This is a genomic window from Hephaestia sp. MAHUQ-44 (assembly GCF_023806085.1).
Lineage (GTDB): Bacteria > Pseudomonadota > Alphaproteobacteria > Sphingomonadales > Sphingomonadaceae > Sphingomonas.
On the sequence record NZ_JAMSLX010000001.1, the window covers coordinates 1 to 13,023 of the forward strand.

At 63.6% G+C, this 13,023-nt stretch carries 11 protein-coding genes and 1 tRNA gene; 6 read left to right on the forward strand and 6 right to left on the reverse strand.

The window, feature by feature from the left end:
• On the forward strand, positions 1-625 hold a 625-nt coding region (locus NFE57_RS00005; RefSeq protein WP_252133504.1), incomplete at its 5' end, for a hypothetical protein.
• A 319-nt stretch (positions 626-944) separates the two neighbouring features.
• Here the strand turns inward: NFE57_RS00005 and NFE57_RS00010 are convergent.
• On the reverse strand, positions 945-1,493 hold the full coding sequence (locus tag NFE57_RS00010) for a hypothetical protein (RefSeq protein WP_252133505.1): 549 nt from the start codon (positions 1,491-1,493) through the stop codon (positions 945-947).
• 287 nt (positions 1,494-1,780) lie between these two features.
• Here NFE57_RS00010 and NFE57_RS00015 point away from each other — a divergent pair, with 287 nt between their 5' ends.
• Positions 1,781-2,899 (forward strand): tyrosine-type recombinase/integrase, encoded by a 1,119-nt coding sequence (locus NFE57_RS00015; protein WP_252133506.1) that lies wholly within the window; start codon positions 1,781-1,783, stop codon positions 2,897-2,899.
• Between the two features lie 38 nt (positions 2,900-2,937).
• Positions 2,938-3,011 (forward strand) — tRNA-Gly (locus NFE57_RS00020).
• Between the two features lie 57 nt (positions 3,012-3,068).
• Here NFE57_RS00020 and NFE57_RS00025 read toward each other — a convergent pair.
• The 5 genes from NFE57_RS00025 to NFE57_RS00045 form a co-directional block, all read right to left on the reverse strand.
• Positions 3,069-3,266 (reverse strand): hypothetical protein, encoded by a 198-nt coding sequence (locus NFE57_RS00025; RefSeq protein ID WP_252133507.1) that lies wholly within the window; start codon positions 3,264-3,266, stop codon positions 3,069-3,071.
• The gene (locus NFE57_RS00030) at positions 3,263-4,423 is read right to left on the reverse strand and encodes a PepSY-associated TM helix domain-containing protein (protein WP_252133508.1); all 1,161 of its coding nucleotides are present in this window, start codon (positions 4,421-4,423) and stop codon (positions 3,263-3,265) included. The genes NFE57_RS00025 and NFE57_RS00030 overlap by 4 nt, the downstream gene beginning before the upstream one ends.
• Before the next feature lie 8 nt (positions 4,424-4,431).
• Positions 4,432-6,624: a TonB-dependent receptor gene (locus tag NFE57_RS00035; protein WP_252133509.1), complete on the reverse strand. Its 2,193-nt coding sequence runs from the start codon at positions 6,622-6,624 to the stop codon at positions 4,432-4,434.
• Positions 6,625-6,785: 161 nt separating this feature from the next.
• Positions 6,786-8,306, reverse strand: coding sequence for a class I adenylate-forming enzyme family protein (locus NFE57_RS00040; protein WP_252133510.1), 1,521 nt, complete (start codon positions 8,304-8,306; stop codon positions 6,786-6,788).
• Positions 8,303-10,168, reverse strand: a complete 1,866-nt coding sequence (locus tag NFE57_RS00045) for a glycoside hydrolase family 5 protein (RefSeq protein ID WP_252133511.1) — start codon at positions 10,166-10,168, stop codon at positions 8,303-8,305. Before NFE57_RS00045 ends, NFE57_RS00040 begins: the two co-directional genes overlap by 4 nt.
• A 332-nt stretch (positions 10,169-10,500) precedes the next feature.
• Between NFE57_RS00045 and NFE57_RS00050 the strand changes: the two genes are divergently transcribed.
• The 3 genes from NFE57_RS00050 to NFE57_RS00060 are packed head-to-tail and all read left to right on the forward strand — an operon-like array spanning position 10,501 to position 13,000.
• On the forward strand, positions 10,501-11,301 hold the full coding sequence (locus NFE57_RS00050; protein WP_252133512.1) for a phytanoyl-CoA dioxygenase family protein: 801 nt from the start codon (positions 10,501-10,503) through the stop codon (positions 11,299-11,301).
• Positions 11,302-11,315: 14 nt separating this feature from the next.
• Positions 11,316-12,128 carry a phytanoyl-CoA dioxygenase family protein gene (locus NFE57_RS00055; RefSeq protein WP_252133513.1) on the forward strand — a complete coding sequence of 271 codons (813 nt, stop codon included), beginning with the start codon at positions 11,316-11,318 and terminating at the stop codon, positions 12,126-12,128.
• The gene (locus NFE57_RS00060; RefSeq protein ID WP_252133514.1) at positions 12,125-13,000 is read left to right on the forward strand and encodes a phytanoyl-CoA dioxygenase family protein; all 876 of its coding nucleotides are present in this window, start codon (positions 12,125-12,127) and stop codon (positions 12,998-13,000) included. The genes NFE57_RS00055 and NFE57_RS00060 overlap by 4 nt, the downstream gene beginning before the upstream one ends.
• Positions 13,001-13,023: the final 23 nt, after the last annotated feature.

Consider the following 13,023-nt stretch of genomic DNA (forward strand, 5'->3'; position numbering starts at 1 on the left):
CCATACGACTACTCGTATGACTACTCTCATCCGCTATGACTTCCTGATCCAACGCGCCGCTCCGCTGCCAGCGACAAGCATCGCAGCAATCCCCTCAGCGGCAAGGCGGCCTACAGAACACGCTTACGTTGAGCGTCAACGCCTACGAGAGCAAGCGGCGAACCGTAAACGAAAACAACGGGACAGCGAGACCAAGAGGGCATTGCGCAACCGTGAAATACCCCCGATCCTAGACGAACAGTTGATACGTGAGGCGACCCATCGCCGTATTCGCTACAGGCAGTATCGTAATTCTGGCGAGGCACCTCGCCAAATCACGCTTGATCCAAACGGCGAGAACGACAGGTTCACCGTCGATGTGTGGTTGGCGCGCGAAAAGCTGACGATCCAAGAGCGGTCGACCACAGCGTATAGCATTGCAGGGGCTATGATAGAGGCGGAGCGTTCCTATGGTCTGGAACAGGAGGTTTTGCGGCAGCGGATCCTGTCAGCGTTAAAGCGAATTAGTCTGCTCGAAGAGGCCCGGCTGCCCGGCACCTCTCAGCGAGTTTGGCCACCGTTCAATGCCAGACGCGCGCTTGACGAGTTGCTGGAGAGCACCCCCTACGAGAACGATGATCCGTGAGTGGTGAATCTCACTACGAATAAAGGTTCGATTCGGACATTTGACAAGTTTTTGTCCCGCCGAACGGCTCGAATCCGCGCGAACGCCTCCCTACGAAAACCGTCACGCATTTCTGCATTCCTTCTTTTATAAGAAGGACGGAAGGGGGTGCCTACAGCACCACCATCCTGAACTTCAATGAAAATGGATTCCTCGGAGTGCCCGCCGTTCACCTTACGGCGGGTTCTGATTCAAATATCTCGCCCTCGGAGTGAACGCGAACATCAGATAGCGATGAACCCGGACAATGCTTGGCGGCGAGCCAAGCGGCGACGCCGTATCAACGGCGAGACTCGGATGTGGCAAGAGCCTGGCGGATTGCTCTAAGGTCAGATCGGGAAAGCCCATGCTGCTGCATCGAGGGGCGAAGTTCGCGCAACAGGTCGACTACACCGGTCTCATGAACTGTTAACCACCGTCGTTGTGCCTGAGTGTCGGCAGCCGCCTCACGGATGACCTGACGTTGACCGGGCGTCAGTTCGTCCAGCAGCCGGCCCGCAGTCAGCTCGGTTACCAGTGGCATTGACTGGACAGCATCGCTCGCTCCCAGCAGCGACCAATTGATGTCAGGGTGACGCTGATCAAGAACCGCGGCGAGGAAATCCCGTGGATCAATCTCAAGAGCGTCGGCAAGATCCGTCGCTCGATCAATTGGGATGGGAACGCGGCCGAGCGCCATGTGCGAGAGCACTACGGCCTGCTTATAGCCCATCGCCTTGCCGAGTTGCCGGATGCTCATCCCCGTTCGTGCTACTGTCTGTTGCAGTCCCGAAGAGAGCATCCTGGCAGCCGGCGTATCTGCGTATGGATAGTCGGTCACTGACGTCATGCGGCCCTCCTGCGGCTTGAAATATACCATTTATAACTCGAATTGTTCATATGCGTGTGCTATAACACGCATATGACGAAAGCCGCTGGTAGGATTTGCTACCCACCGACCCCGCAGATCAAGCGCATCCTCCATAGCCTCCGAGACTGTGGCGTGAGCGTGGGCAGCGTCGTTATCCATCCCGATGGCAGGATCGAGGTGGGCCAATCCCCCATCGAGCCCTACGCACCCCAGAATGATTTCGATCGCCTCGACGCGGCGGGCCTCCTTTGATTGCGGGCGTTCACATGGTGCGAAAGCGCCGCAAGGGCAAACCTGCTATCTGGTATGTTTATGCCTACCGTGGCGGCCCATGCGTTCTGCGCAAGGAAGGCGACCGGCGACCGGCGCTAGGTCCGGCCGAACTTCGCGTCATCGGGGATGTGCTCGACACGTTGCGACAACGCGAAACATCAACCCTGCGCACGCTCATTCGGCAATGGCGGTCGTGCGATCCCCAGCGTCCCTCGAGCCCGGAATGGGAGCGGCTTGCTCCGAGCACGAAGAAGACTTGGGGATCGGCGCTTGATACGATCGAAGCGAAGTGGGGCGGCACTCCCCTGCCCGTCTGGAACGATCCCCGCATAGTTGCGAAAGTCATCGCCTGGCGGGACAGCCGCAAGAGCACGCCGCGCGCTGCCGACATCGGCGTGACCGTGCTTCGTGCGCTGCTCGAGTTTGGGCGACTGCGGTCGATTGTGACGTTCAACGCTGCCGAAAAGATTCCGAAGATCTACCGCGGTGGCGACCGTGCCGAAATCATCTGGACGGACACTGATATGGGCGCCTTCCTGGCAAAGGCCGCGGAGCTCGACATGATCCACGTAGCCGACGGGCTTCGGCTGGCGGCCTTGACTGGCCTGCGGCGGGAAGACCTTGTCACCTTGAAGTGGTTGCAGGTCACCGACGTCGCGATCACCAAGAAGGCGCACAAGCGCAGTCAGGGCAAACGCCTGTTTGCGAGTATGCCCCGCATCCCGGCGCTTGATGAGCTGCTGGACGAATTGAAGGGGCGGCACCGTGCCGGCGGCGTTGAGACAGTGCTGGTCAACAAGCATGGCCGTCCCTGGACCGGCAACGGCTTCACCGGCCGGTTCAACCGCGTAAGAGATGCAGCCGGTATCGCTCACATTGATGAGGACACGGGAACGCGGAGAGCGAAACACCTGCACGACGTTCGCGGCACATTCGCCACCAGGCTGATGACCGAAACCGACCTCACCGACCAGCAGATCGCCGACATCATGGGCTGGGCGCCTGACAAGGTCGCGCGCATCCGGCGAGTTTACGTTGACCAGAGCAGCGTCATTATGGCAATCGGCGAGCGCATCAAGCGATCCAGTGTAAACCGCGCTGTAAACCGCTGACATGCCAGAGACTGGAAACCGCGGTTTTCTGCGTCTTTGCGGGTGTAGCTCAATGGTAGAGCAGAAGCTTCCCAAGCTTACGACGAGGGTTCGATTCCCTTCACCCGCTCCAACTTCAAGATCCCCGGCTCGCCCCGCCCTGTGGCACGCCTGATAGCTAGGTGCGCCCTCAGCGATCCCAATCGGCGCGGCGCGCCTTGGCCAGCGACCAACCGATGACGGCAGCCGGAACCGCCACGGCCAGCCCCGACAGAATGTCGAACCATCCGTCGCCCAGCAGGCCGACGACCAGCCCGACGAGGCTGGCGGTGCCCACCAGGATCGGCATGCCGAAGATCGCGCCGCGCCGCGCCCTGCGCGGCATCATTCCGCGGGTGCCATCACGGGGACCGGCTCGCCGCCGCGGCGCAGTTCGCGCAGCCGCACCTCGATCGACGTCCGTCGCTTGCCGAGCCATAGATACAGCCCGCTGCCGAGCACAACGATCGCGGCGATGTCGAGCAGCGCCCACAGGATCTTGAGCGGCAAGCCGGCATAGTCGCCGAAATGCAGCGGTTGCGACAGGCGCAGCGCCAGCATGTACCAGGGCATCGTCCGCATCGCGGTGAAGTCCCCGGTGCGCGCATCGACCAGCGCGGGGGTCAGCAACTGGCGCGTGGCCGGCGTCGCTCCCTTCAGCCACACCGCATAATGATGCTCGGTGGTGAAGCGCACGCCGGGAAAGGCAACGAACTGCGGCGTGGTGCCGGGGGCCTGACCGATCGCGGTCGCGACCGCGGAATCGAGCGAGGTGAAGCTGGCCGGCGGCACGGGGTCCTTGCCGGCATAGTCGCTGGTCAGCGCGGTGAGCTGGTTGGCGCGCCACACATCCACCAGCGGCTCCGACAAGGTGTTGATCACCCCGGTCACGCTGACGACGCTGAGCCACATCAGCGTGACGATGCCGAGCATATTGTGGGTGTCGAGCCACTTCACCCTCTTGCTGCGCAGCGTGCGCACCGTGCCGAAGCGCAATCGCCGCATGAACGGCACATAAAGGACCACGCCCGATACGATCGCGACGCAGAACAGCGTCCCCATGAAGCCCAGGAACAATTTTCCCGGCAGCCCGGCGAACATATCGACGTGCAGACTGAGGATGGTCGCCATCACGCCGGTCTCGTCCAGGTCCGCGACCTTCTGCGCGGTGCGCCGGTCGATCGCGGTGATGTGCATTTCGTTACGGTCCGATCGCGCGCGCGGGCCGGTGGTGACGTTCACCACCGGACGATCGACATCGAAGCTCAGGAACAGCGGCCGCTCGCCGGGATACATCCGCATCGCGGCGCGCACCATCTCGTCGAGCGGGAGCAGCGGCGTGTCGGCGGCCATCGCCGGGAGCGGATCGGAATCGAGGACCGCATCGATTTCATCGTGGAAGATCAGCGGCAGGCCGGTGATGCACAACATCAGCGCGAAGGCCGTGCAGACGAGGCTGGTCCACTTGTGGACGAGATACCATGCCTTGATCGTTCGATTGGTCATCGCTCTGCCTAGAATTCTACGGTCACGGACGCCTTCACCGTCCGCGGCGCGCCCTGCAACAGATATCCCCCGAACGACGACGCCCAATAGCCCTTGTTGGCGATATTGTCCGCACTCAGCCGCAGCGTGATCGGACGCGTATCGGTGACGAGGATATAGCGGAGCCCCAGGTCGAACCGGGTCCATGCCGGAATCTGGCGCAGGTTGACGACGTCGACCTGCTGTTCGGCGGTATGGACGATGCGCCCCGTGATCGTCGCGTTGCGCAGGAACGGCGGCACGATCTCGGTGCCGAAATTAACCTGATAATCGGGCACGCCAACCGCCTGATTGCCGTCGTTGGTGCCATTCAGCGTGCGCGTCAGCTTGGCATCGTTGATCGTCAGGCCGCCGATGAAGCGGACGAAGCGGCTTGGTTCACCGTTGAGCGACAGCTCGATCCCACGGTTACGCTGCTCGCCATCGACCACGAAGGTAACCGCATTGGGGTTCGCCGTGGTCGGCGTCGGCGCGTTGAAGCTGCTCGGCTGCGTCGTCTGGAATATCGCCGCGGTGGCGGTAAGCCCGCGGACCGCCAGCTTGGCGCCGACTTCATATTGCGTCGATTTGAACGGCGCGAACACCTCGCCCGCGTTGAGCGTGTTCGCATTGGTTGGCGCGGTCGGCCCCTGCGCCAGCCCTTCGACGCGATTGGCATAGAAGGACAGATGCTCGGTCGGGCGCGCGATGATGCCGATTACCGGCGTCGTCGCGCTTTCGTCGTAATGCGCGGTGCGGGCGCGGGTCGTGCGGTTGTACGCATCGACCTGGATGTTCTGCCGCCGCGCGCCGAGCGTCACGAGCAGGCGATCGTCGGCGATGCCGATCGTGTCGGATGCGAACACGCTCGCAAAGGCGCCCGTCGAGACACGCGGCACCTTGGTGAAGCTGCCCGAGACGAATCCGGGAATCGTCGAATCGGCGGGTTTGGCGACCTGCACCGGGGTATATAGATTGGTACAGAAAGCGGTCGCCCCGGCACCGCACGGCGCGCGCACGGCCGCGGGAAAATCGCCGAAGGCAAAACTGTTGCGGTTCTCGGTAAAGTTCACCGACACGCCGGCATTGATCTCGTGGCTGATGCCACCAGTTCGGAACTTGCCGCGGATACCGGCCTGACCGCTCTCATTATTGTCCTCGCGCGGCACGAACATGCGGCTGGCCGTCGCGGCGCCGGTCGCGCCATTGGTGATCGTCAGCGTCGAATATTCGCCATCCTCGCGCCCATCGCGCAAGCCGGCGGCGAGATAGAGCATCACCTCGGGGGCAAGATCGATCTCGGCGCGGGCCAGCGCATAGATGTCGCGCAGTTCGGTGAAGCTCCAGTCCTGCGCATAATTGGCGTTGGCGCGCGGCGCGGCCGGAACTGCTGCCGAGGCGCCAAGCTGGACGATCGGCCGACCGGCATAGGCGCGCTGGTCCTCATAGCCGACGTCGAGGAAGAATCGCCCGGGGCCCTTGCGGAAGTCGAAACTGGCACCGGCCACCCGCACCTCGCGCTGCTCGCGGTCGATCGCGGTCTCGCCCTTGCGGTAGACGCCGTTGACGCGGATGCCGAACGCGTCGCCAGCGCCAAAGCGGGTGCCGAGATCGACATTGCCGCCAAAGATCGAGTCCGCACTGAAGCTTCCGGTCGCGCGCAGCAGCGTCTTTTCCGCGCGTTTCGGTACCAGGTTGATGCTGCCGCCAATCCCCGATCCGCTCGGCGCGGCACCGAACAGGAAGGCATTGGCACCGTTGAGCACCTGAACGCTCTCGTAGAGTTCGGGCGATACAAGCTGGCGCGGGGTGACGCCGAACAGCCCGTCGATCGCGACATCGTCGCCGTAAAGCGCGAACCCGCGGATCACGAACTGTTCGGACTGGTTGCCGAAACCATAGGTCGTGCGGACCGACGGCTCGTTCTTGAGCACGTCGCCGATCGTCTCGGACTGTTGATCGAGCACGAGTTGCGCGGTGTAGGTGGTGACGTTGAAGGGGGTTTCGAGCGCGGTCTTGTTGCCCAGCACGCCGATAACGCCGTCGCTGACGACCTGCTTTTGCGCCTGCTGTGCGGTGACGACGATCTCCTCGGGCGGCGCGTCCTGCGCCGCCACGGCGGCAGGCATGGCAACAGGCGCGGCGATGGCGCTGAAGGTGAGTAGTCTGATCGCAAGGCGCATGTCGGTGATCCCCTGGCTGCGACGGTGCAGCCCCGGGTGGGCGTTAGTGCGAGTGTTAATGATAATCAATATCAAAATGACGCTGGCCGCGATACGCAGTCAGGCCGGCCCCGGATCGGCGTCGGTTTTATCGCGATGCCTCCGCTTCCCCAAAAATGCCCTCACCGCATGCCGACATAGGTGTCGCGCAGGGTCCGTTTCAGCACTTTGCCGATCTCGCTTCGCGGCAAGGTGTCGACGACGACGGCGTCCGCCAGTCGCTGGTTCTTGCCCAGCCGCGCGTTGACGCGCGCCATCACCGCCCCCGGCGCCACCCCGGCGCGGCGCGGCACCAGAAAGGCGACCGGCGTTTCGCCCCATGCCGCCGACGGCACCCCGACGACTGCCGCGTCCGCGACATCGGGATCGGCGCGCAGGACAATCTCGATGTCCGATGGATAGATATTGAACCCGCCCGAGATGATCACGTCCTTCTTGCGGTCGAGCAGGGTCAGGAAACCATCGGCATCGAAGCGACCGATATCGCCGGTGCGGATATAGCGGTGGCCGGCATCGTCGACCCACGTCGCGTCGGCCGTCAACCGGGGCTGGTTGTGATAGGCGGTCATCATCGCCACCGATCGGCCGACGATCTCGCCGGCCTCGCCCACCCCGACCTCGCGCCCGTCATCGTCGATCAGCCGCATGATGTGCCCCTCGACCGGGCGACCGACCGTCTCGAGCTTGTCGGGGTGGAGGTGCGCGGCGAGCGTCGCGGTCGCCCCACCCTCGGTCATCCCGTAGATCTCGACCAGCCCGCCCGGCCAGCGTGCGAGGATATCGGCCTTGAGCGCGGCGGAAAACGGCGCACTCGTGCAGGTCTTCATCCGAAAGCGCGACAGGTCGTATGCGTCGAAATCGGGATGCGCCATGATCCGCGCATATTGAACCGGTACGAGCATCGCGTGTGTCACCCGGTGCCGCATCGCCAGATCGAGGAAGCCGCCCGCATCGAATTTGCGCATCAGCACCAGCGTTCCCCCAAACGCCAGCGCCGGGATCATGCTCACCAGCGTCGTGTTCGAATAGAGCGGGGTGGAAAGCAATGTGACGGCATCGTCCGCATAGCCGGCCAGCCGTCCGCGCTGAATATGCGCCCAGCGCATCGCATGGCTCTGGACGATGCCCTTGGGAGTTCCGGTCGTCCCCGACGAATAGATGATGTTGAACCCGTCACCCGGCGCAACCGGCGTCGCGGCGATGCGCACGGCACCCGCCATCCATGGATCGAGCGCTTCCAGCGGGACGATGCGGACGTCGGTTGCGTCGCCGATGCGCGATGCCTGGGCCGCGTCGGCGAACAGCAGGGCAGCGCCACTATCCGCCAGCATCGTTGCGAGCTGATCGACGGTGGCGCCGGGCGGCAGCGGCACTGCCACGCCGCCCGCGCGCAAAATCGCGAGAAACATCTCGACGTAGCGCGCCGACATCCCTGCGAGGATCGCGACACGATCGCCAGGCCGCACACCATCACGCCGCAACGCCGCCGCACCACAGGATACGGCCGCGTCGAATGCCGCATAGCCGATGCGCGCGTCGCCATCGACGATCGCGACATGGTCTCCGCGATCGACGGCGTGCGCCGCCACCAGATCGGACAACGTCGAAAAATCGCGCGCCAGCAGAGCGTCCGCCGCGCTCACCGCGGGCTGATCTCGATCCGGGTGGGGCCTGCCTTGGCGGCGCGCACGCGCAGAAGCTGGCCGTCGAGCGAGGCCTCGCCATCGGTCCGCACGTCGATCCCCTCGGGATAATGGAAACCGGGAACGTAAATTTCGGTCGGCGCCGAAACCCCCATGTCGGCATCGAACGCGAGCGTGAAGGCGCGTGTCGCGCGATCGAACCGCACGCTTTCGATCTGCCCCTGCACATGGCGTGCATAGGGGCGACAGAAACCGGCGATCCCCCGCCCGCCCGAATCCGGGTCCGACGGATCATTCTGTTGATCGCGCGAAAAGATCGACAGATCCTCCTGATTCCAATTGTCGCCGATCCTGAGATCGTTGCGGTTCGACGCGGTGTAATTCCACTGCGTCGAATTGAGCTGCAACGCATCGAGCGCATCATACATCAACGACAGCAAAAGATCGTGGGTCGCCCAGATCGCCGGGCTACGCTCGCCGCGTTCCCACGCCGCATAGGCCGCGCCCTCATCGAGATCGTATGGAATCCCGAATTCGCCGACCAGCGCGGGTGCCCCGTTGAGCGTCGAGGCCTTCGCCGACGTGGATTTGTGCGACATCTGCGCGATGAACCGCGCGCGCACCTGATCCTCGCCCACGGCGCGCTCGCCGGTCAGAAAATCGTATGAATTATTGGGGTCGAAGGTTTTCAGATACAGCGTGGTCGCATCGTACCAATGGCTCGCGTTGACCGTGCGTTCGGGCACGATCCTGGGGAATGGCCGGCCCGACGAGGCGCCGAACGCATCGAGTTCGGCGAACACCATCCAGTCGGGATTATGACGGCGCGTGGTTTCGGCGACGCCGTGAAACAGCGGGCCGAAGCCGTCTTCAGAAATGGTCACCCGCCGCCCGTCGCGCACGCGGAAAAACTCGTCGTCGAGGGCAATCGCCCGCCCGTCCTCCACCGTCCAGGCACCGGCAGCGCGGAACGGGCAGGATTGGCCGTCGCGCCAGATCGAGACGCCGTTGGGATTGATCCGGCGAACCCCGGCAGGTTCAGCCTGGCCGCTATCGCGGTTTCGCTTGAGCACCGGCACCTCTACCGTCAACCCGCTCGCCGCGGCGAGTCCGTCGAGCGCGGATATCGCGGCACCGGGGCGCGGACGCGTCTGGTTTTCCTCCGTCGCCGCGACATGGCGATAGCTCAGGCGCTCGCCGACCCATCCGGTGCCGGGCTCGTTGAGCGTATCGAAGCCGAGCACATGCGGCATATCGCGCAGCCGCGCCGCAATCGCCTCCATCGATCCCAGATAATGACGCTGGAGATAATGCTGGATATTCTCGCCCCCGACCTTGTGATCGGGCGTGAACAATGCACCGCACCAGAACAGCGTCCACATGATCGTATTGCCCGGCAGGCGGTAATTCGATCCCCAGCTCATCTGCGGATATTGCGGCTGACGGCGCACATCGCTGCCATAATCGTAGACATGCTGCATGACGTGCGCGGCGTCGGCCGCGGCGAATTTCGTGAAATCGAGCCCCGCCGCCTCGAAGGTCCAGCCCGGCGCGCCGTCGCCCCCCGTCATCCGCGACCAGACATCCTGGTGGAAATCGACGAACAGATAGAGGCCGTGCTTTGCCGCGCGCGCGCAGACCTCGGTAAAATAATCCAGATATTCCTGATCGTGCCGGCCCGGGCCGCCATGCTCGACGGCTTCCCACGTGGTCAGCAACCGCAGGCAGTTGAACCCCCAATGGGCGAGACGACCAAGATGCTCGTCGGCCTCCGCGATCGGAAACGGGCGACCGACGAACGAGACATCGCGATGATCGGCGAAGTCGCTGGGATATTGGGTGCCGCCATGCGGCGCGGGCACCTTGCAGTCTCCACCCAGATTAACCCCGCGCAAGATGGTGTGCCGTCCGGCGCTGTCGCGAAACCGGCTGCCGTCGATCCGCAGCACCGGGGTCGCACCGGCTCCCGCTCGCTCAAAAGTCGATTGCACCATGATTGTCGCGCCCCGCTGTTGTGATGGATCGTGGCAGAAATTGATCGAAAAATGATTTGTTTGTCAATTCTGATATATTAATTGGTCAAGGTGCGATGCCGAACCAGGGTTTACCCGGCGTCAAAACGCTTGCGTCGACCCGTAAAAATAGATAGAGATTTTGATAATTCGTTAGTTTCGGTCGAATCAAGGATATCGCCATGGACCTGGAGCGAAGCTGGAACGAGCAGGGCTTTTTCATCAAGCGCGGCTTGATCGATGAGGACGAAGTCGCTGCGATCGAAGCGGAAATCGTGGCCGCGATCCGCGCGGACCCGCCCCGCAACCATGGGGGCGAGCGGCTCTATCCCACCGTGGACGACCTGCTGATCTACCCGGAAAAATCACCGAGCCCGGCGGCCCGCAATCCGGAGGATTATATCGCCAAGGTGTTCAACGGCCATTGTGTCGGCACCGCGAAGGCGATCGCAACCGATCCCCGGCTGACCGATCCGCTCGCCCCCTTGCTGGGCGCGAATCTGGACTGTTTCCAAAGCCAGTTCATCTTCAAGAATCCGGGGGTGATCGGGCAACCGTGGCACCAGGATTCCTATTATTTCCGCTACGATCGGCAACCGCAGGCAACGGTGTGGGTCGCGCTCAGCGCAGCGACGCTCGACAACGGATGCCTGTGGGTCGTGCCGGGTTCGCACCGCGCGCACGAGGTGTTCGATCACGTTCCCGACCAGCGCCCCGAAAGCCTGCAAGGCTATCTCGAGATCGTGTCGCAGGACACATCGATGGAAGAGCCGGTGCTGATGGAGCCCGGCGACGTCCTGTTCTTCCACAGCTATCTGATGCACCGCTCGACCGACAATATCGCCGACTACCGGCGCTCGGCGATGGTGTATCATTATGCCGAAAACGGCACCCAGCCGATCGACGCCCTCGCGGCCGCAACCCTGGCCCCGGTCAATCGCTGGATGCCCGCGCGCCGCGCCGCCACCCCGCTTTCCGCTTGATAGGTGATACGACCATGGACGTGCCTGCCCCTCGCCCGCATCAGCTCAACCGCGACTTCACCTGGCAGAACGTGCCCGGCGATCGCGCGCCGCGCCGGCTCAGCGCCGATCAGATCGCAGCCTTCGATCGCGATGGCTTCCTGCGGATCGAACAAGCCTTCAGCCGCGAGGAACTGGCGCGCGTCGAAGCCGCGATCGACCCGATCGAGGAAGAGCACGCACGCTATGTCGCCGAACAGCAGGGTGGCAACTTCCGGCTCACATCGACCGGCGCGATCTCGTTTACCGCGCACCTCGTGGGCAAGGCGCCCGTGCTGCGCGATTTCGCCGCCCATCAGGTGATCGCCGATCTCTGCCACGACCTGATCGGCGAGCGGGTCCGGCTGTATTGGGATCAGTCGGTCTACAAGAAAACGCAGAAGAAACAGGAATTCCCCTGGCATCAGGATAATGGCTACACCTTTATCGAGCCCCAGCAATATCTGACCTTCTGGATTCCGCTGGTCGATGTCGACGAGGATAACGGATGCCCGTGGATCGTCCCCGGCCTCCACCTTGGCGGCACGCTGGAACATTGGGTGACGCCGATCGGGCTCAAATGCCTTGAAGAGGCGCCCGACGCAGTCGCCGTGCCGGCGCGTGTCGGCGACATCATCCTGTTCTCGTCGCTCTCGCCCCACCGCACCGGGCCCAATTTGCGCGACGGCACCGTGCGCAAGGCCTATATCCTGCAATATGCCCCCGATGGTGCGCACACGATCGTCGACGGCAAGGTGATCCGTCAGGATGATCCGGTGCGTCAGTTCGTGATCGGAGACGCCGCATGACGGCCGCGACCGGGCTGGCGCGCGCCGATCTGGCGCTGCTCCAGCAACAATATGAACGCGACGGCTTCGTCGCGGTGCGCCAACTCATCGACCCCGCCGAACTCGCTGCGCTGGCATCGACGGTGATCGACGCCGTGGGTCGCCGCAAGGCGCATGACACGCGCTCGCTCGACGAGAAATCGCGCTACGAACAATCGTTCGTGCAATGCCAATATCTGTGGGAAGACAATCCCGCGATCCGACCGCTCACCTTCCACCAGGCGGTGTGCGGCATGGCGGCTGCATTGATGCATGCGCCCGCAGTCCGCCTGTGGCACGATCAGGCGCTCTTCAAGGAGCCTGGTGGCAAGCCGACCCAGGCGCATCAGGACCATCCCTATTGGCCGATCGCCGAAGACCGGACGATCACGGCCTGGATTCCGCTGATCCCGGTCGATCGGACCACCGGCTGCATGGGCTATGTGCCCGGATCGCATCGCGAGGCCCCGCAATTCGTCGACATCTTCGCCGGTGACGACAGCGCCGGCCCGCAGATCGAAAGCAAGGCGGTGTTCGTGCCGGCCGAGCCGGGCGACGTGCTGTTCCATCACGGCCGCACGATGCACATGGCAATGCCCAACGCGTCCGATCACATGCGCCGCGCCTATACCGCGATCTATTTCGCCGACGGCTGCACGCGTGGCGGGGATCGCCCGCACCCTTCGGTCGATCGCGACGGCATCGCGGTCGGCAAGGTGATCGACGGCGCCGCAACCCCCATCGCATGGCCGCTGCCGCAAGGCCGTTTCCCCGAGCCCGGCCCCTGGCCGAATCTCGACAACGAACGCACCAGGCGCGCGCTGGAACTGGGGATCATTCCCTCGCGCGGCTGATACGGCGCCCGACAACGGAGCAT

Coding starts and splice junctions, on each gene's coding strand:
- NFE57_RS00010 (WP_252133505.1), bottom strand. CDS start 1,493: ATGACGTCAGTGACCGACTATCCATACGCAGATACGCCGGCTGCCAGG.
- NFE57_RS00015 (WP_252133506.1), top strand. CDS start 1,781: ATGGTGCGAAAGCGCCGCAAGGGCAAACCTGCTATCTGGTATGTTTAT.
- NFE57_RS00025 (WP_252133507.1), bottom strand. CDS start 3,266: ATGATGCCGCGCAGGGCGCGGCGCGGCGCGATCTTCGGCATGCCGATC.
- NFE57_RS00030 (WP_252133508.1), bottom strand. CDS start 4,423: ATGACCAATCGAACGATCAAGGCATGGTATCTCGTCCACAAGTGGACC.
- NFE57_RS00035 (WP_252133509.1), bottom strand. CDS start 6,624: ATGCGCCTTGCGATCAGACTACTCACCTTCAGCGCCATCGCCGCGCCT.
- NFE57_RS00050 (WP_252133512.1), top strand. CDS start 10,501: ATGGACCTGGAGCGAAGCTGGAACGAGCAGGGCTTTTTCATCAAGCGC.
- NFE57_RS00055 (WP_252133513.1), top strand. CDS start 11,316: ATGGACGTGCCTGCCCCTCGCCCGCATCAGCTCAACCGCGACTTCACC.
- NFE57_RS00060 (WP_252133514.1), top strand. CDS start 12,125: ATGACGGCCGCGACCGGGCTGGCGCGCGCCGATCTGGCGCTGCTCCAG.